At 33.8% G+C, this 20,308-nt stretch carries 15 protein-coding genes; 2 read left to right on the top strand and 13 right to left on the bottom strand.

From position 1 onward, the window contains the following. Nucleotides 1–11: 11 nt before the first annotated feature. The 4 genes from EG814_RS04350 to mnmA are packed head-to-tail and all read right to left on the bottom strand — an operon-like array spanning nucleotide 12 to nucleotide 4,230. The gene (locus EG814_RS04350; RefSeq protein WP_125719299.1) at nucleotides 12–422 is read right to left on the bottom strand and encodes a hypothetical protein; all 411 of its coding nucleotides are present in this window, start codon (nucleotides 420–422) and stop codon (nucleotides 12–14) included. 20 nt (nucleotides 423–442) lie between these two features. Beyond that, nucleotides 443–1,387, bottom strand: coding sequence for an NAD(P)H-dependent flavin oxidoreductase (locus EG814_RS04345; protein ID WP_125719298.1), 945 nt, complete (start codon nucleotides 1,385–1,387; stop codon nucleotides 443–445). Nucleotides 1,388–1,391: 4 nt separating this feature from the next. Beyond that, nucleotides 1,392–2,999: a S8 family serine peptidase gene (locus EG814_RS04340; protein ID WP_125719296.1), complete on the bottom strand. Its 1,608-nt coding sequence runs from the start codon at nucleotides 2,997–2,999 to the stop codon at nucleotides 1,392–1,394. 43 nt (nucleotides 3,000–3,042) lie between these two features. After that, complete coding sequence (gene mnmA, locus EG814_RS04335; RefSeq protein ID WP_125719294.1) at nucleotides 3,043–4,230, bottom strand: tRNA 2-thiouridine(34) synthase MnmA; 1,188 nt, start codon at nucleotides 4,228–4,230, stop codon at nucleotides 3,043–3,045. A gap of 141 nt (nucleotides 4,231–4,371) precedes the next feature. Between mnmA and EG814_RS04330 the strand changes: the two genes are divergently transcribed. Further along, nucleotides 4,372–6,249, top strand: a complete 1,878-nt coding sequence (locus tag EG814_RS04330; protein ID WP_125719292.1) for a PEP/pyruvate-binding domain-containing protein — start codon at nucleotides 4,372–4,374, stop codon at nucleotides 6,247–6,249. A gap of 165 nt (nucleotides 6,250–6,414) precedes the next feature. Here the strand turns inward: EG814_RS04330 and EG814_RS04325 are convergent, their stop codons facing one another. After that, the gene (locus tag EG814_RS04325; RefSeq protein WP_125719290.1) at nucleotides 6,415–6,972 is read right to left on the bottom strand and encodes a DUF4956 domain-containing protein; all 558 of its coding nucleotides are present in this window, start codon (nucleotides 6,970–6,972) and stop codon (nucleotides 6,415–6,417) included. Nucleotides 6,973–7,086: 114 nt separating this feature from the next. Further along, a complete protein-coding gene (locus EG814_RS04320) occupies nucleotides 7,087–7,794 on the bottom strand; it encodes a toxin-antitoxin system YwqK family antitoxin (RefSeq protein ID WP_125719288.1) in 708 nt (235 codons plus the stop codon). Between the two features lie 309 nt (nucleotides 7,795–8,103). Between EG814_RS04320 and EG814_RS04315 the strand changes: the two genes are divergently transcribed. Next, nucleotides 8,104–9,081 carry a fasciclin domain-containing protein gene (locus EG814_RS04315; protein ID WP_125719286.1) on the top strand — a complete coding sequence of 326 codons (978 nt, stop codon included), beginning with the start codon at nucleotides 8,104–8,106 and terminating at the stop codon, nucleotides 9,079–9,081. A gap of 58 nt (nucleotides 9,082–9,139) precedes the next feature. On the opposite strand, the gene yidC is transcribed toward EG814_RS04315, so the two are convergent. The 7 genes from yidC to EG814_RS04280 all read right to left on the bottom strand — a co-directional run bounded on the left by yidC (nucleotide 9,140) and on the right by EG814_RS04280 (nucleotide 20,218). Further along, nucleotides 9,140–11,056 carry a membrane protein insertase YidC gene (yidC, locus tag EG814_RS04310; RefSeq protein ID WP_125719284.1) on the bottom strand — a complete coding sequence of 639 codons (1,917 nt, stop codon included), beginning with the start codon at nucleotides 11,054–11,056 and terminating at the stop codon, nucleotides 9,140–9,142. A 79-nt stretch (nucleotides 11,057–11,135) separates the two neighbouring features. Next, complete coding sequence (locus EG814_RS04305; RefSeq protein ID WP_125719282.1) at nucleotides 11,136–12,749, bottom strand: CTP synthase; 1,614 nt, start codon at nucleotides 12,747–12,749, stop codon at nucleotides 11,136–11,138. A gap of 225 nt (nucleotides 12,750–12,974) precedes the next feature. Next, nucleotides 12,975–13,205: a DUF3820 family protein gene (locus EG814_RS04300; RefSeq protein WP_125719280.1), complete on the bottom strand. Its 231-nt coding sequence runs from the start codon at nucleotides 13,203–13,205 to the stop codon at nucleotides 12,975–12,977. 197 nt (nucleotides 13,206–13,402) lie between these two features. Continuing rightward, entirely contained in the window at nucleotides 13,403–15,331 is a 1,929-nt protein-coding gene (nagB, locus tag EG814_RS04295) for a glucosamine-6-phosphate deaminase (RefSeq protein WP_125719278.1), read from the bottom strand. A gap of 423 nt (nucleotides 15,332–15,754) precedes the next feature. After that, complete coding sequence (locus tag EG814_RS04290) at nucleotides 15,755–16,156, bottom strand: OsmC family protein (RefSeq protein ID WP_125719276.1); 402 nt, start codon at nucleotides 16,154–16,156, stop codon at nucleotides 15,755–15,757. Further along, nucleotides 16,156–18,207, bottom strand: a complete 2,052-nt coding sequence (locus EG814_RS04285) for a LysM peptidoglycan-binding domain-containing protein (RefSeq protein WP_125719274.1) — start codon at nucleotides 18,205–18,207, stop codon at nucleotides 16,156–16,158. Before EG814_RS04285 ends, EG814_RS04290 begins: the two co-directional genes overlap by 1 nt. Before the next feature lie 94 nt (nucleotides 18,208–18,301). Then, complete coding sequence (locus tag EG814_RS04280; protein ID WP_125719272.1) at nucleotides 18,302–20,218, bottom strand: LysM peptidoglycan-binding domain-containing protein; 1,917 nt, start codon at nucleotides 20,216–20,218, stop codon at nucleotides 18,302–18,304. Between the last annotated feature and the right edge of the window lie 90 nt (nucleotides 20,219–20,308).

Below are 20,308 nucleotides of genomic sequence, written 5' to 3'. Positions count from 1 at the left end.
GAACCTTTACATCAAACATTAAAAATATTATACACAATAATATGATCGTCGTAATTGATGTAAAGCTGTTTACGGTAATCTTGTTTTTTTCGGGTAATAATTGACAGTTTGCATTCTTTTCCGTCGTTATCTTTACACATAAAAGAATACGTTATATCGGTATCGTTTTCTTCTCTTTCAATATAATCTAAAATGGTGAAAAGCTGAATTTCTTGAGAATAAACTACTATTCTATGTTTATTGGTATCTAAAACAACGGTAAGATTTACCAAATCAAGATTAGACCACTCGCCCCATTTTCCTCTTTCGTTTTTTTCTAGAACGCTAAAGCCTGAAGTCTTAAAATGATAGGACTGACTTTGAGCTTGTTGAAAACCAAATCCTAAAAAAAGTAGTAATATATAAGTGCGTATAGAATTCATAAATTATTTCTTGCCGTCAATTAAAACTCAAATGTAGTCTTTTCTTTGGATGCGACTTCAAATTCGGCTATCATTTGTTGAACAATTTCTTCAACTGGTAAAATTTCGTGAATCAATCCTGCAACTTGTCCAATCTCTAATTCTCCCTCCTCCAAATCGCCTTCAAACATTCCTTTTTTGGCTCTTGCACGCCCTAAAAGCTGTACCAATTCTTCTTTAGAAGGACATTTTTGATACAAGTCTTGAACATCCTGATAAAATTTATTTTTCACCAATCTTACAGGAGCCAACTCTTTCAAAGTCAATTGCGTATCTCCTTCTTTAGTATTAACTATCGTATCTTTAAAATTATTGTGTGCCGAAGATTCTAGAGACGCGGCAAAACGGCTTCCGACCTGAACTCCATCTGCTCCTAAAACCATTGCGGCCAGCATTCCTCTTCCTGTGGCTATTCCGCCCGCAGCGATTAAAGGAATTTGTATTTTTTCCTTTACCATCGGAATTAAAGTCAGCGTAGTAGTTTCTTCACGCCCGTTGTGTCCGCCCGCTTCAAAACCTTCCGCTACGACGGCATCTACACCTGCGTCTTGCGCTTTTAAGGCAAAAACACTGCTACTTACCACATGAACTACTGTAATTCCTTTTTCTTTCAAAAAAGAAGTCCATGTTTTAGGATTTCCTGCCGAAGTAAAAACGATCTTTACTCCTTCTTCAACCACAATACTCATGATTTCTTCAATATTTGGATATAACATCGGAATATTGACACCGAAAGGCTTATCGGTTGCTTTTTTGCATTTCTGAATGTGTTCTCTTAAAACCTCTGGATACATAGAACCCGCTCCAATAAGTCCTAAACCTCCAGCATTACTTACTGCCGAAGCCAATTTGTAACCGCTATTCCAAATCATTCCGCCTTGAATGATTGGATATTTTATATTGAAAAGCTGAGTGATTTTATTCATTAATTTATTGCTTGATTATCTTTCCTGTTTTATGCAGATTATCGGCATCAAAACTATAAATGTACAGTCCGCTTTGAAGCGATTGCAAGGAAAGAACTGGGTTTGAATAATTGATTTTTTCTTCTATTAATTTTTGTCCTAATATAGAATAAATGGTTACTGATGCTGTATTATTTTCATTCAAAAAAGAAAACGAAACTTCATTTTTAACAGGATTTGGATACACGGCAAACGAAACTTCTTCTATAAAACTGTCCACACTTAATGCTGTTCCAAAATTTGGAATTCCATAGCCATAACTATTATCTGGATTAGAACATCTGTCGGCAGAAGCCAAAATCATCTGTCTGATTTCTTTGTTTGTTTTGGATGGAAAAGCTTGCCATAATGAAGCCGCCATTCCTGCCATAATCGGGCATGAGAACGAAGTTCCGCTTGCAGTTCCAATAGTTCCGTTTGCATTCGCAACTACAGCAGAAACGCCTTGAGCCATTACATCTGGCTTTATTCTTCCATCATAACTTGGACCGATAGAACTAGAACTCGTTCTTGTTTTTGCTGCATTTACCGAACCAATTGCTAATACAGAAACAGCATCAGCAGGAGAACCAATATGATTTTCTGGTCTGGTTCCTTCATTTCCGGCAGAAGCCAAAACCAATATTCCTTTGCTAAAAGCAATTTCAGCACCTCTTGAAACAAAATTGGTTGTTCCGTTCATATCGCTATAAATATGATCGTATCTTGGCTCAGTTCTATCGCCAAAATATCCTAAAGAAGAGGTAATAATATCAACTCCTAAAGCGTCTGCTTTTTCGGCTGCTTCTACCCAAAGTGATTCTTCTACTGGATTTTCTACAGCACCTATTTCTGTAATAAATAAGTAGTAAGAAGCATTAGGAGCAGTACCAATAAGGGCGTTTTCTTTGTACCCGCCCATCGTAGAAAGAACCTTGGTGCCATGATCATCACCTGCATAAAAATTATTGCTTCGGTTTGTATAATCGTAACCTCCGAGAATTTTATTATTATTTATAAGATTTTCAAAAGGCTGAGCTGTATTTACACCCGGAAATCCCGCATCTAAAACCGCTATAATTTTTCCTTCTCCAGTATAATTCTGCTGATGTAAAAGATGTCCATTCAACATCTGTATTTGATTGCCCGAATTGCCATAAGAATAATTAGCTGCAGTTTCTAGTTTATTAGCAATTTGACTTGTCTTTGCCGTAGAAGTGCTTTTTGAAGTAGAATTTAAAGTTCTGTCTGCAAACTCCACTTTTGCTACAAAAGACAACACTTTTAAAGCATTAATATTAGCTTGAGTTCCACGAATATGAAGTGCGTTTAGCCATTTAGACTGCGCCATTACCGTAATTCCTGTACTCGATTTAATTTGATTTACATAGGAAGTTTCTAAAGGAGCATCGGTCAAATCTAATGCTATATTTTGATTTGTTCTTCGATCTAAAGCTTTTTGAGAAAGTTCTATTAACGGATTATCATAAAATGATTGAGCATTAGGTTTTCCATTAAAATAAACCCATGCATCTTCTTGCGCAAATACCGCAAACGAAAGGAGTAATAAAAGAAAAGTAAAATTATATCTCATCAGTTTATACTTTTTAAGGATTACTCCCAAATAAAGTATAAAGCTAAGAAATTACTCCCGAACCAACTAATTCATTTTCCAAATACCAAGCAACAAATTGTCCTTCTGTAATAGCAGATTGTGGTTCTTCAAACTCCACATACATTCCGTCTTCAAATTGATGCAAAACGGCTTTTTGCAAAGGCTGACGGTAACGAATTCTCGCCATTACTTCCATTTTTTCTCCTGCATTTAGCGTCATATCTTCTCTAATCCAATGTACTTCAGATTTTCCGACAAAAAGTGCTTTTTTAAACAAACCAGGATGCTGGCTTGACAAACCTGTATAAATAGTATTGGTTTCTACGTCTGTAGCAATTACAAATAACGGATCTGTTGTTCCGCCAACATTCAGACCTTTTCTTTGTCCAACGGTAAAATAATGAGCTCCTTGGTGTTTTCCAACCACTTTGCCCATTGTCGGAAGATAGTCTAACTTTTTAGATTCTAATTTTAATTGCTCTTCCAAAGAAAGTTCAGCTGATTTTTCAACAGCATAAATCGGATCATTTTTGTCAACCTGAACAATTTTACCATCTTTCGGCTGCAATTTTTGCTGTAAAAATTCTGGAAGACGAACTTTTCCAATAAAACATAAACCTTGAGAATCTTTCTTTTCTGCCGTAACCAATTCCATTTCAGCAGCGATTTCGCGTACTTCTGGTTTGGTTAAAGCACCAATTGGAAACAAAGCTTTAGACAATTGTTCTTGAGACAATTGACATAAAAAATAAGATTGGTCTTTATTATTGTCAACTCCAGCAACTAATTGATAAACTGGTTTTCCGTCAACTTCAATTTCACTTTTTTGACAATAGTGTCCCGTAGCCACATAATCTGCACCAAGACTTAAAGCGATTTTCATAAACACATCAAATTTGATTTCGCGATTACAAAGCACGTCAGGATTTGGAGTTCTTCCTTTTTCGTATTCGTTAAACATGTAGTCCACGATTTTTTCTTTGTATTCTTCGCTCAAATCAACAGTTTGAAACGGTATACCAAGTTTTTCAGCAACAAGCAAAGCATCGTTACTGTCTTCTAGCCAAGGACATTCGTTAGAAATAGTAACCGAATCATCATGCCAATTTTTCATAAAAAGGCCAATTACTTCGTATCCCTGCTGCTGCAATAAATAAGCTGCAACACTAGAATCTACTCCACCTGAAAGTCCAACAACTACTCGTTTCATTTTGAAATGTTTAATTTTTAAGGTTGCAAAGGTACACCAAATAGTAGAAAATCTTGCAATGGTTTGCATTAGTTTAAGTAATGCCTAAGTAGATAAAACTTATTGCTTTTTTAAGTACTTTTAATCATACATTTTACGAGTATGAAAAAACATATTTATAGCTTAGTTTTCCTGTTCGTCTTAACGACTTTGAGTGCACAACGATTTAGCGCTTCTCTAGCAAATTATGAAGCTTACAAAGCGTTTAGAGGAAAACCTTTGTCTGATAAATTTTCGAATATCGAATCGGTAAAAGTGATTTACGATCTTCGAAAACAAAAAATGTATTATTTCAACAGCAGTCTTATTCCGCTTCATTATGATTTTGTGGTCAATTATTTAGGCTACAGCCAAGATCTTGAAGTATTCAACAATGAAAATTACAGTGACACCGAAAAAAACAGAGATTTTCTTCTCGGCAATTTAAATCACATCAAAGGAACCGACAAATGGATTTTTGAACTTGCTGCATCCGATCACATGCCCGTTGCATTGATTGAACGTTTTTTTAATATGGTCAAAAAATCCACTTTTATTGGCGAAAAACTCAAATTTTATCTGAACAATCCGGAGATGATGAATTGGTTTCAGCGGGAAGAATTTAAAATTCCGTGTGTGAAATCTGATTATATTTTTGGTGAATTAAAGTATCAAGAAGTTGTTCGCGGCAGCAATATTGGAATTCTCAAGAAATACAAAATCAAAGAATTAGAAAACATAAAACCGAATGCCGACGAAATTATTATTTTGGATGGAACGCCAGATATTCTCCCAAACGTAAGAGGAATTATTGTGAATGAACTTCAGACGCCTTTAAGCCATTTGGTGCTTTTAGGAAAAAACAGAAAGATTCCGATTATGGCTTATACGGATGTTGAAAAAGACAATACTATCAAAAAACTACTTTCTAAAAAAGTAGAGCTAAAAATCGAAGTCGATACTTTTTTCATAAAAGAAACCACAAAAAAGATTCCAATAAAATCTGCTGGTAAAAAGAAAAAACTAACAATTGATAGTTCTGTAACCGAAGTAGTCAGTTTGGCTACAATTCCAAAAAAAGGAGTGAATTACATTGGTTCAAAAGCTCAAAATATGGCGTATCTGATTGCAATTTCAAAAGAGATTCCGTTTCGAACTCCTGAAGATGCGCATGCAATTCCTTTTTATTTTTATACGAAACATATTCAGAGAGCATCTATTTCTCCTTTAATTGCAGAACTTTTAGCAAATCCGCATAAAGATTCTACCGTTTGGATTAATAATCAGTTAAAGAAAATTAGAGATGCGATAAAAAAAGAAAAAGTCGATCCCGCTTTAATTGCCAAACTCAACGAAACTTTCAAAAATGCCAAATTCAAAAATTTCAGATTTCGTTCTTCCACCAACGCCGAAGATTTGGATGATTTCAATGGCGCCGGACTATACGATTCTAAAACTGGAATTTTAGGAGACAGCATTAAAACTTTCGAAAAAGCCATCAAACAAGTCTGGGCAAGCGTTTGGAATGAAGCGTCGTATAACGAAAGAGAACTTTTCGGAATTGACCAGCAAAATATTGCAGTGGGAGTTTTGGTTCATCGCTCATTTCCTGATGAACTCGCAAATGGTGTAATTATTACAAAAAACATTTTTAGGCAAAACTTTCCGGGAATTACCGTTAATGTTCAAAAAGGAGAAAATTCGGTTGTAAAACCAGAAAAAGGTGAAATCTGCGAGCAGTTTGTAGCGTATCATTTTAATGACGGAAAAGACGAAACCGATTTTGATATTGATTACACTTCAAACTCAAATTTAAACAATAATGAACCTTTATTGAGTCGAAAAGAAATGAGCAATCTCTATGATGTCAGCAAAAAAATTGAAAGCAAAATGTATCGCTATTGGCGTAAAAACCAATTTCATCCTGTAGATATTGAGTTTAAAATTGTGGGCGAAAAAAGAGATTTATATATCAAACAGGTTCGTCCATTCAATGATTAAATATTAGACGCGGATTAAACGGATTTACTTCGTAAAGACGCGGATAAAAACTAATTTATATTTTTTAAAAATGAAAAAAATCCGGTTTTATCCGCGACTTCGTGGTAACGAATCCGTTTAATCCGCGTCAAAATATCTGATTTTAAGCTACAATTTTTAAGAAAATTAATAGAAAACTAAAACATCTATTTCGTTGCTTGCGGTATTTATTAAAACAATTCTAAAATCAAAGTCTTCAATTTTAATTTTTTTTTGAATTGATTTTCGAATTACTTCTGAGTTTAAAGAAAAGTTTTCGTCAAGCGGAATTTTTACATCGACAGAATTCAGATATTTTGAAGCTTTTTTATTTACTATAATTGAAGCTGCAATATAAAATCCGATAATGGTAATTTGAAAGAATAACAATAATTCCATCTTTTCAAACGGATACATAATATCCAGAATAGACAACGTAATCGTTGCAAAAAGAAAGATTATGGCATTTACCGTAAATGATTGTGTTCTAAATCGGAGTATGGAAAAAATAGCAAAAAGACCAAAACCAATGCCAACACCGATTTCTATTTTGGTAAAAAGGTAACAAAGCGAAAAAGTACAAAGTCCGACAATAACCATCAACGGATTTATGGTAGCGTTATCTTTTCTGTTAGAGAAAAAATACAAAACTAAAATCGAGAAAAACAACAGTAAAAATCTTCCTAAAATCTCGCTTAAATCCATCTAATTAATGTATTAGTGAAATCAAATTTAAAAAATAGTTTGTCACAAATTTCACTCAACTGTACTAATTTTTATTTACGCATAAAAAAAGCCGTCATTACAGACAGCCTTCGATTATTTTTTCTTTTCTCCTTTTTCAGAAGCTTTGTTTGCATTTTTAGGATCACTCATATTAAGCTCCTTTACCAATTTGCCTTTAGTGTAAAATTGCCAGATTCCAGCTTTTTTACCATTTACAAATTTACCTTTAGAAGCAACTGATTTATCTGAATCATAAAAAACCGCATCGCCGTTGTATTGATCATTTTGGAAGTTTGACTCTTCCAAAAGCGTTCCGTTCTGCCCTATTTTTTTATATGGTCCTTCTTTTAAACCATTTTTATACATCATCTCCTCAGCGATTTGAGCATTTGGATAATAAATAGTTCTTTTGCCTTCTAATTTCCCGTTTTTATAATTCTCAACCGTCATAAGAACTTTAGAAGCTTTGTGGTAATATTTCCACTCGCCTTCACGAGCTTTTCCGATCTCTTTTCCCTCGCTTACTTTATTTTTATTCTGATCGTAAAATATAGTGTACGAACTTCCATCATTGGCACTAAAATCTCTCGTTGCCAAAACATCCCCTTTTTTTGTATCATCAAAAAATTTAAAAACACCTGTTTCTTTCCCGTGATCAAAAGTTCCTTCATAACGCGGACGTTTCGATTCAGTATAAGTGCCTTTCCAAAGTCCGTCTTTTTTTCCGTTAGCGTCGACTTTATTAAAATCCTGCGAAAATCCAAGAGTGCTTATTAAAAGTAAAATCCAAAATTTTTTCATAATTTATTTTTTAGTATAACACTAAAAATCACTTTTTAGTATTGCAAAAGTATAACCATTTTAACTTTTATTTTTAATTAATTATCATAAAAACAATTTTGATTCTGTTTAAGTTTTTTAATGGGATAAAAAATGCAAAAAGAGTTTAAAAACGTAACCTAACACATATAAACAACTAAAAACCAGTAATTTAAAAATATAAAAATCATGTTAAAATATTCTTAATTTTAATAATTGTTTAATTTATTTAAAAAATTGTTAAACAAAATTTCATAACTTAGCTATATCAAACGAAAAAAACAATGTATTATGAAAACAATTACAATGAAATTAATCGCTTTGATAGCGATAATTTCCATCGTCAGTATTTCATGTAACAATGATGACGATAATGCTCCTGAAAAAACCAAAACGATTACTGCAATTGCGAAAGCAAGTCCCGATCTTTCTTCCTTGGTTGCCGCCCTTGAAAAAGCCGATTTGGCTACTACATTAAATTCTTCTGGCAGTTTTACTGTTTTTGCACCTACAAATACGGCTTTCAATGCTTTTTTAACCGCAAATGGATATGCTGATCTTAATGCAGTACCAACTGCGGCCCTAAAAGAATTACTATTAAATCATGTACTGAACATAAAAGTAAAGTCTAGCGAAATCACAACTGGATATGTAAAAACTTTAGCAAAAGGTGGTGCTTCTACTTCTAACACGATAAGTATGTATTTAGAAAAAGGTACAGGAGTTGACATAAATGGAGGCAAAACAAACGGAGGCGCAACAGTTACAATGGCAGATATTGAAGCGTCAAACGGTATTATTCATGTTGTAGATGGCGTAATCGGATTACCAACAATTGTAAATCATGCAATGGCTAATAAAAACTTCACAACATTAGTGGCTGCTTTAACTTATAATCCTTCATCAGGTTTTGCAACTACTCTATCTGGAACAGCAAATTCTCCTTTTACCGTTTTTGCTCCTACCAATGCAGCATTTGCAAGTTTCTTAACAGAAACCGGATTTTCGGGTCTCCCTGCTATTCCTGCCAATGTTTTAGAAACTACTTTAAAATATCATGTTGTTACTGGCGCAAATGTTCAGTCGGCTGCTTTGACAAATGGACAGACAGTTAGTACTTTTGCTGGTCAAAATTTTACAGTTAACCTAACGGGAGGTGCAAAAATCACCGACGCAAGTAATAGGGTAAGTAATATTATAGCAATAGATGTCCAATGTTCAAATGGGATAATTCATGTCATAGACAAGGTTTTATTGCCTAAATTTTAAACCATAAAAAAACCGTCCCGATGTATCGGGACGGTTTTTTTATTTATTTATTGAAAAATTATTTCTTTTTCTTATTCTGAGCTTTTGCTGCTTCTTGCTGTTCCATTACTTCTTGAAGACGCTGCTGAAACTTACTTGGTTTCTTAGGCTCTTTCAATTTGTTTTCTTGAATCTGAGCATGAATTTTCTCGCTATCAACAATATAATTCTTGATAACAAACATAATTCCGATTGTAATTAAGTTTGAAATAAAGTTATACAAACTCAATCCCGCACCATAGCTATTGAAGAAAATTAACATCATTAATGGCGAAACATAAATCATGATTTTCATCATTTTTGCCATATCTGGCATACCTTCTTGCTGAGGAGCAGCCATTTGCTGATCTCCAGAAGTCATTTTCATGTAGAAGAAAATCGCAATCGCTGCCAAAATTGGGAACAAACTGATGTGATCTCCGTACATTGGAATGTTAAATGGTAATTTTATAACTGAGTCAAAAGATGATAAATCGTCTGCCCAAAGGAAACTTTTTTGTCTCAACTCAAATGCTGCAGGGAAAAACTGAAACGACGCGTACATAAAAGGAAGCTGAATCAATGCCGGGATACATCCTGCCATTGGGTTTACGCCTGCTTTGTTGTACAGTTTCATTGTTTCCTGTTGTTTTTTCATTGGGTCTTTTTTATACTTTTCTCCCAATTCATTAATATCAGGTCTTAAAACTTTCATTTTAGCCTGAGACAGGAATGATTTATACGTAATTGGCGACATAGCCAATTTGATGATAATTGTAAAAATGATAATAGCAATTCCTAACGAAAGTCCCATTGTTGTACTCAAGAATCCAAATAACGGAACAAAAATGAATTTGTTAATCCATCCAAAAATTCCCCAACCTAACGGAATAATTTTTTCGAAGTTTTTATCGTAAGCTTTTAATGTTTTGTAATCTGCAGGACCCATATACAAATTCATTTTGTAATCGATCTCTCCATTCGAAAATGCTAAAGGTAAATTTGCTCTAAATTGTTTTGTAAAAACAGTATCGATTTTTTCATCTTTAACTAAGTCGTCAGATTGTAATTTTGAAGTTTCAAATGGTTTTTCTGTAGATAGAATTGTAGTAAAGAAATGCTGTTTGAAAGCTACATAACTTACTTTTTCAGGAGTTTCTTCTTTTCCTTGACCACGGTTATTTACGTAGCTGTATTTTTCATCACCGTATTCATAGTTAATTTCAGCATAACGGTTTTCATAAGAAACGCTTTTTTCGTTTCTGTATGTTTTTAAATCCCATTGCAAATCAACTGGTTTTGCAGAGTTTAAAACTCTGTTCAAACCTTGAGAACGAATATCAAAACCAACTAAATAATCGTTTGGTTTTAAAATATATTTATATTCTAAAAATTCATTAGCTCCAGCTTTCAAACGCATAGATAAAACTTGGTCTGCACCAATTTTTTCTAATGTCGGCTCGAAATACAAATCTTTAGAATTTAGTGTTCTATTATCTGTCGTAAGAAGCTGTAAATTTAAGTTTGAGTTGTTATTTTTAATTAACTCAACTAATTGTCCAGAACCTTTTTTTAATCTTTCGAATTCTTTTAGAGTTGCTTCAACAATATAACCACCTTTATTAGCGATTTTCAATCTTAACTTTTCGTTTTCGATTGTAGTAAAAGCTTCTTTTGCAGAAGGAAGTGTTGCAGAATAAGCAAATCCTCCTAAAGTTTTTTGCAATTGAGCCAATTGAACTGTATCTCCAGGAGTTACAGCCACAGCTGGTAATGACGCAGTTTTAGCTTTATCTGCTTTTGCTTGTGCTTCTTGTTTAGCAACTAATTCTTTCTTGGCTTTTTCTGCAGCGATTTCTTTTTCAGAAGGCTGATTTTGATACATAATCCAAATCAAAATTCCGAATATCAATACAAAACCGATGATCGAATTAAAGTCTAATTTTTTTTCTTCCATTATTTTTAAAAAAAGTTATTCGTTTGAGGCTATTAGTTATTCGTTTAATTTAAATGTTACACCTCTTAGAATATAATTATTATTTTTTATGCGCATTAACTGCAGCAGCCACAAAGTTCACAAAAATCGGGTGCGGATTAGCAACTGTACTTTTGTATTCTGGGTGGTATTGTACACCAATGAAGAATGGGTGGTTTTCAAGCTCTACGATTTCTACTAAACCTGTATCTGGATTAACTCCAGAAGCTTTTAAACCAGCTTTTTGCAATTCATCTGCATATTTATTATTGTACTCGTAACGGTGGCGGTGACGCTCCGAAATAGTTTTTTCTCCGTAAATTTTGTACGCTAAAGTGTTTGGTTTAATATCACATTTCCAAGCACCCAAACGCATTGTTCCTCCTTTATCGGTTACATTTTTCTGCTCTTCCATTAAATTCACAACCGGATGAGGCGTTTTATCGTTCATCTCTGTTGAATTCGCGTCAGCATAACCTAAAATATTTCTCGAATATTCGATAACAGACATTTGCATTCCTAAACAAATTCCGAAGAAAGGAATATTGTTTTCACGAACGAAACGAACTGCTTCGATTTTTCCTTCAATACCTCTTTCGCCAAAACCTGGAGCAACTAAAACTCCATCAAGAGTTCCTAATTTCTCTTCCACATTGTCAGCATTAATATGCTCTGAATGAATAGAAATTACGTTTACTTTAGTTTCGTTTGCTGCACCTGCATGAATGAACGCCTCTAAAATAGATTTGTAACAATCTTGCATTTCTACATATTTACCAACTAAACCAATGTTAACCGTTTGTTTTGGACTTTTTAATCTTTTTAAGAAAGTATTCCAGTTTTTAAGATCTGGAGATGCTTTTTTAGGTAAATCTAATTTCTTTAAAGCCACAACATCTAATCCTTCTTCAAGCATTAAATTTGGAACTTCATATATAGTAGAAGCATCAATTGACTGAATAACTGCTTCTTTTTTCACATTACAGAATAAAGCTAATTTTTGACGTAATTCCTGAGACAATTCGTGCTCAGTTCTACAAACTAAAATATCGGCTTTAATACCGCTCTCCATTAAAGTTTTAACAGAGTGCTGTGTTGGTTTTGTTTTTAATTCACCTGCTGCAGCCAAGTAAGGAACTAAAGTTAAATGAATTACGATTCCGTTATTTTCTCCTAACTCCCAAACCAACTGACGAACAGATTCTATATAAGGTAAAGATTCGATATCACCTACAGTTCCACCAATTTCAGTGATAACAATATCATAATCGCCAGATTTACCTAGCAATTGCATTCTGTCTTTGATTTCGTTTGTGATATGAGGAACAACCTGAACCGTTTTTCCTAAAAATTCTCCTCTTCTTTCTTTTTCAATAACCGAAAGATAAACTCTTCCTGTAGTAACGTTATTAGCCTGAGAAGTAGGAACGTTTAAGAAACGCTCGTAGTGCCCTAAGTCTAAGTCAGTTTCAGCTCCATCATCTGTCACGTAGCATTCTCCGTGCTCATAAGGGTTTAGTGTCCCCGGATCAACGTTAATATACGGATCAAATTTCTGAATAGTAGTACGGTATCCTCTTCCTTGTAACAATTTTGCCAAAGATGCCGCGATAATCCCTTTTCCTAATGAAGAGGTCACACCTCCTGTAACAAAAATATATTTTGTTTGATTCATTCTGTTGTTTGTTTGTAAGTAGTTGTGTAAAAAACTTGGCAAAAGTACAAATTTAATTAGACAATTTGCTAATTAGAAAATTAGAAAATGTGTCAATTAAGAAATTTAAGAAATAGACAAGTGATAATTAAAAAACCATAAATTAAATTCATCTTAAATCGATATTTTGCGTTTATCTCTCTAAAGATTATCTAATTTTCTAATTTTTTCATTATCTAATTTCTTTTATGGTTTCGGATATTGCTTCTTAATATTTCTTATCAATTCTTCCAAACCATTCAACTTTAATTCATAAACCAATTGTAATTGCTGTCCTAATTCTCCTTTTGGAAACCCTTTATTATGGTACCAAACCACGTAATATTCAGGCAAGTCAATTAAATATCTTCCTTCATATTTACCGAAAGGCATTTTGGTGTGCGCTAATTTTATGAGTTGCTTTTTGTCTTGTTCCATTTTATAAAGAAAAAAGAAGCAAGAGAAAAGAACATAGATTCTTCTTCTTGCTTCTCTTTGCAAAGCTATTATTTTTTGCCACAGATTAAAAGGATTTAAATGATTTTCGCCACGAATTCACGAATTTCATTTAAACTAATTCGTGAATTCGCGACGAATAAAAACTTAGCACCTTAGCATCTCAGAACCTTAGCAACTTAGTAGTGCCATCTCACGAAAGCCTCCATCGCCGCATAAGTTGCTAAACCTAATTGATGATACAATTCTGCTGTTTCGCGGTTTCTGTCTTCAGCTCTTTGCCAGAATTCACGTGCGTCAGTTCCTTGGAAAACAACTCCGTCTTTTTGAGACTGGTGTTTAAAAATTCCGTGACGTTTTGCTAAAACTTGATCTGGACTCATCGGAACTGCCATTTCAACTTCGTCAATTCCCCATTCTTGCCAAGCTCCACGGTACAACCATAACCAACAGTCGTTCATGAATTCTTTTGGTTTTAAAACTTTTACTGCTTCAAAAATAGCATCCAAACAAACTTTGTGTGTTCCGTGTGGATCTGCTAAATCTCCAGCTGCGTAAATCTGGTGTGGCTTAATTTTCTCAATTAAATCAACCGTCAATTGAATATCTTCTGGCCCGATTGGTTTTTTCTCGATTGTCCCTGTTTCATAGAAAGGCAATTCCATAAAGTGAATCTGCTCGTCTGGAAGACCAACAAAATAACTCGTAGCTCTCGCCTCGCCTTTTCTAATTAAACCTTTAATATAACGTACTTCAGGAATATCAATTTCACTATTCTTTTTATTCTCTAAGAAAGCTTCTGCTTTTTTGTAAATATCGTCTGCTTCTGGGCTTTTGATTCCGAATTTTTCGTTGTAATCAATCACGAATCTTGCAAAACGTAATGCTTCATCATCTGCAACAGCAATATTTCCAGAAGTTTGGTACGCAACATGCACTTCATGCCCTTGCTCTTGCAAACGCATAAAAGTCCCTCCCATACTGATAATATCGTCATCTGGGTGTGGAGAGAAAATCAACACACGTTTTTTAGCTGGCTCTGCTCTTTCCGGACGGTTTGAATCGTCTGCATTTGGTTTTCCGCCTGGCCAACCTGTAATTGTATTTTGTAATTTATTGAAAATTTTAATATTAGTGTCGTAAGCTGGACCAGAATCTGCTAACAAATCGCTCATACCATTTTCAATATAATCGGCATCTGTAAGCATTAAAATTGGTTTTTTAAGATCTAATGCCAATCCTAAAACCGCTTTACGAGTTAATTTATCAGTCCAAACGATTTTTTCAACTAACCAAGGTTTATTAACTCTTGTTAATTTTGAAGATGCTTCTTTATCTAAAATAAAAACGGCATTATCGTGCTCTTGCAAAAATGAAGCGGGAACTCTGTTTGTAACTTCATCTTCAACAGATCTTTTCACGATATTTGCTTTTCCTTCACCCCAAGCCAATAAGATTACTCTTTTTGCTTCCATGATTTTCTTTACTCCAAGCGTAATTGCAGTTCTTGGCGTATTATTCAAACCATAAAAATCTTTACTTGCCGCAACTCTTGTAATATGATCTAAAGCCACCAAACGTGTTTTAGAGTTTTGAAGCGAACCAGATTCGTTAAAACCAATATGTCCGTTACCTCCAATTCCAAGAATCTGAAGATCAATTCCGCCTAAAGCTTCAATTTTAGCTTCATATTCGTGGCAGTAATCTGCAATTTGCTCTTTTGTCAAAAGTCCGTCTGGCACGTGAGCGTTTTCAGGCAAGATATCGACGTGATCAAACAAAAGTTCTTTCATGAAACGAACATAACTGTTGATTGAATTCGGCTCCATTGGATAGTATTCATCCAAATTAAAACTGATTACATTTTTGAAACTCAAACCATCTTCTTTGTGCAAACGCACTAATTCAGAATACAATCCTTTTGGAGAAGAACCAGTTGCCAAACCAAGAATACAAGGTTTTCCTTCTTTTTGCTTTTCTCTAATTAAAGTCGCAATTTCTTGTGCTACTTCTTTTGAAGCATCAGTTGAGTTTTCAAAAACAACTGTATTGATGTTTTCGAAGCGTTTTTCGAAACCTGTTGCTTTGTCGATTTTACTTTTTAACATGATATCTTAATTTTTATTTTGTTGAAATTTCAATTTTTAACATTTCTGGCATATAACTTTAAAAACTATTAATCAAAGCCATCTCCTAAAAATCACATAACTAAAACACTATCAAACACATAAAGATACTTACTTTTTCTTTTATGGTCAAAAATCATATCGATACAATTACTTTTGTTTAAACTGACTTCTTATTGTATTTTATACTATCAATCAAAACTGCAATTTCGAAGCAGTGTTTTGCGTTTTTTTTGCAAATATAGGCAATATTAAAATTCGAATGCGAAAAATATATCTTTTTTTTGCAATTTTTTTGAAACAAAATCCTATTTCTGCAAAAATATTTCAAGATTAAAAAAAATAATTCCATAAAAAAACCATCAGTTTCCTGATGGTTTTTACATAATATATAATTTTAAAAGCTTATTTCCAGTTAAAAGAAATTTTCTTCTCTATTTCATTGCTTAAGCTTAAGAATACTGGACATGTCATTGCAGCGCGCTCTAAGATAGTTCTGCTTTTTTCGTCGGCAACACCTTGCATCTCAAATACAATTTCGATTGCTCCAATTCTTCTTGGTTCTGCGTTCATAATTTTGGTTACTTCTGCAGTAGAACCAATAAAATCCACTTCCATATCACGAGCTTTAATTCCCATAATTGTCATCATGCAGCTTGCTAAAGCATTGGCAACTGTATCTGTTGGAGAAAATGCTTCTCCTTTTCCGTTATTATCCAATGGCGCATCAGAAATGATTTCGCTTCCTGACTGCACGTGAATTGAACTTGTTCTTAAATCTCCTAAATAGGTTACTTTTGATGTCATTAATTTGCTACTTTTAAAGTTAAATCGCTATCGTAATATAAAATGTACACTCCTTTATTAGCGTGTCCGCCATCTTCTTTTCTATAATATTGAAATTTATTATCTACTTGCTGAGTGGTCATTAAATCGGCTGTTTCCTGAAATGTTTTTCCTTGCACCAAACGCATCATCGTATCAAACGTAACGTCAAAACCTCTGGTCGCATACGTTGTTGGATTTGCTTTATTTTTAAGACTGTACTGTTTTTCATAAATCAAAACTGGCTGTTCGTCACTTTCGCGAGTTACAGAAGGATACATCAATTTCAATTTCACCAAATTCTCAAAGCTGATTTCATCTGTATCCAAAGTACTGTTTGGCTCTAAAATTACCAATTGAACCTGACATGTTTTCTGAGAATCCAACAACGCTTTTATTGTAGCTTTAACCATGGCTGTATTGCCTGTTTCCATCACAACATAATTCATACGATTTGGCATCAACAGACTTTTTAAATTAGCAGCATCCAAACCTCCCGTTTCTGTCAAAGTAGCAAAAGCAACTCCTCTTTGGTTTTGTTTGATGTAATTGATAACCGACTCTTTTTTCTTATCTACTACCGCTACAATATTTCCGTTTTTAGAACGCATAAAATCAAAAACTGCATTTCTGATAACGTCACTTGAAGGTACTGTTTGATACAAATTGTTAATCGGATTCGCGCTGTCTTTTGATAACGGTGAAATTACCGGAACGTCATTAGAAAGAAGCATATTTGCTGTTGTTTCTGCATTATTCTGATAAAATGGTCCAATTACAGCATCTGCATCTTGAAGTTTAGAAAGTAAACCTACCACATTTGAAGTAGTTTTAGTTTCCTGTGAATCATAAATAGAAACATCAATTGGCAGTTTTAATGTCTTGGCTGAATCAATCGCCATCATGGCTCCAGAATAAAAATCTAAAGTCATGTTTAAGAACTTATCATTTTTAATTCTGTTTGCCGTTCCCGCAGTATCGCTTTGAACTTTTGCTAAATTAAAAGGAAGCAACAAAACTACTTTTTTGCGTTCGTTTGTTTTCTTCTTAGTCAGAGCCACCACTTCAGCATTATTTTCTTCAGATTCTACTCTGTCTACAATTTTAATACCGCCACCAGAACTTACGACAGGTTTGTCATTAGTAGTTCCAATTGGTTTATCTGCAACAACAATTGGAGCCGGAGCTAAATATCCTGTTGGAACCTTAATAACCATTCCTTCCTTTACTCCTTCAGAAAGTGAAGGATTCAAAGCTGTTAATTCTTCCTGAGACAAATGAAACGTTCTTCCTAAACTATAAAAAGTCTCTTTTGGTTTCACTTGGTAATCCATATAAGAAACTGCTTTTTTAGAAGTTTCCGCAGGTTTTTTATTTTCAGTAGGTTTTGCAGTTTCTACTGGAGCACTCGCCGTTTTTGGAGCCGTTCCTTTAATTGTTAAACGGTATCCGACAGGCAAATTCGAAACAATTTCGGGATTGCGTTTTTCCAATTCGTCAACCGTCATATTGTACTGTTTTGCAATTCCAAATTTGGTTTCTTTTGCCTGAACATCATGGTAAACATATTTTTCAGCACCTTTTTCTTTAGCAGGTTTTGCGGTTGCTTTTGGAGCAGATCCTTTTGCCGGAATAACCAGTTTTTGTCCAATTTGAACGCCTGTTTTCTCCAAAGTAGGATTTGCCGCTTTTAAAGCTTCCTCTGAAATTCCGTATTTGTGCGTAATGCTATAAAACGTTTCTTTTGGTTGCACTTCATGAATAATTTCTTTCCCTGAAGCCGTTTTAGTTTCAGAAACATCTTTTTTTGCTTCACCTGATTTCGTCGGAATCAATAAAACAGAATTCGGCACCAATCCAGTTCTTGCGTCTGGATTGAGCTGGTAAATATCATAAGGCGTTACCTTAAATTTTTGTGCAATCTGATTAATCGTCTCACCGCTCGATACTTTGTATTTCACCACTTTTTCTTGCGAAAATGCGGTTGAAGTTATAAAAAATACGAGAGACAATACTGTTAAATAATATTTCATAATAAGGCTTAAAACAATTTAATTTCTAATTCTAAAATAAGTTACAATTTCACTAAAAGCAAAATTCGCGCCGTTTGTTTTATTGCTGTAAAATTTACCTCAGATCGATTTCTACTTTAGCAATAATGATTTCTTTATATAACTCATCTTCTTCTTTTTTCTTGCATTTGTAAAGCACTTCTTCCATGTTTTCGAACTTATCGGCGTAAACATAATACGAAAGGCTGTTGATGTTGAAAAAGAAGCTAGCGTTAAATTCGCCAGAATCAATGAGTTTCATAATAAACCTATCTCGGTCAACCGCGCCTGTAAATATACCTAAAACTAAGTAATACCCGTTTGAAACTTCTTTAAGATTATCATAAACTTCCACTTTTACGGTTTTATCAGTCCTTAACGGATTGTATTTCAATTCTTGTTTCATTTCTTCCAAAGAAATAGTTTTTGAATTTTCTCCCGAATTATTCTTTTTCTGTTTTTTGATCGCTTCATCCTGATATTTTTTCAGTTTAACCAAAGCCAGTTTATCATCAAATTTTCGCGCTTCCATGCTATAATAAGAAGCTTTGCTAATATGTCTTTTTACTTCAATTTTCTTCTGAGTATCCAAAGAATCGATTTTAGCAATTAAAAGCTGATTCTGTTTGTCGCCTTCTTCCTGCTCAATTTTATATCTTTTAATTTCTTCTAAAGACAAACGCTGCTGTAAAGAAGCGGTGTTGTTATTTTTTTCGCTTTCGCGGATTTTCCTCTTATATTCTTGATTTTCCTCAACAGCAATTTTTTCGACTTTATTCATCAAACCAGTATACACTTTTCTGTTTTCGGCCAATTCTTTTTTTAGCTGAGATGATAATTCATTGGTTTTATTGATTCCTTCAGAAGATTGTTTTTCAAGTCTTTTAGATTCTTCTACATTCAAAATATCCATTCGTTTTAATTCCTTCAAATCATTATTCATTGCAGCTACAAGCGAATCTAATTTTGCCATTAAAACGTCTTGAACATTTTTATTCGCTTCTAAAACCAAACGCAGTTTTTCAACCGAATTTTCTTTAGAACCATTCATATCGTTCAGATTCACTTTCAGATCATTAATTTTTATAATTTTTTGATTCATTTCTTTCTGAACCACCAAACGATCTTTCAAATCTTCAATTTCTACCGTTTTAGCTTTTGTTTTTTCAACTACAACTTGTTTTTCGGCTAGAGCCAACATCAGTTCTTCGCTTTCATTTGCGGGTTTAATTGCTGCAGTGTTAATAGCCAATTTGTTTCCAACAATTAATCCGTTTACGATTTCAGGATTTTGCGATTCTAATTGGTCAATTGAAATTCCGTATTTCTTGGCAATCGAAAATTTAGTTTCTTTAGGTTCAACCACATGAAAAACCGTTTCCTGATTAATTACACGAACTCTTCCGTCTAAAGTTTTTCTTTTGTTCGGAATCGAAATCGTCTGACCAACCTGTAATCCGTTAATTAAAATTTCTTTATTTAAATTTTCTAAATCCTGAACCGAAACATTGTATTGTCTCGCAATGCTGAATAAAGATTCTTTTGCCACAACTTGATGTGTAACTTTTGAAGAACTCGAAATTTCTGTTTTTGTATTTTTATCTGAATTCTGAGGAATAATCAACTCTTGGCCTATTTGAAGTCCGCCAGCAAGAATTTCCTGATTTGCATCTTGAATGGCTTCTACCGAAATATGGTACTGCTTCGAAAGTCCGAAGAGTGTTTCTTTTGGTTGAACAACATGTTTCAATTGTGTGTTTTGACTCGCAACTATTTCAGTATGAACGGGAATCTTTAGAATTTGATTTTCCTTAATGCCTTTTTGAGATTCTGGATTAAGTTTGTAAATCTCATCAATGGAAACCTTATACTTTTGGGCAATAAAATAAGCGGTTTCTCCTTTTTGAATTTGATATTCAATAATTGAATCTTGTGCAATTATTTTGTTAAAAGACAGAATAAACACAAGAGAAATCGTTAAAAACTCTCTCATAAATAGTAGGTTATAAAAATTAGGGCTTTACAAATGTAACTTAATTTTAAAAAAATACTACTATTCTCCATAGGTTTGTTACAACTTAGG

Origin of the sequence: Flavobacterium ustbae (genome assembly GCF_003946915.1) — a bacterium.
Lineage (GTDB): Bacteria > Bacteroidota > Bacteroidia > Flavobacteriales > Flavobacteriaceae > Flavobacterium > Flavobacterium ustbae.
The sequence above is the reverse complement of the archived record's forward strand: the minus strand, read 5'-3'. Positions and strand labels throughout refer to the sequence as shown.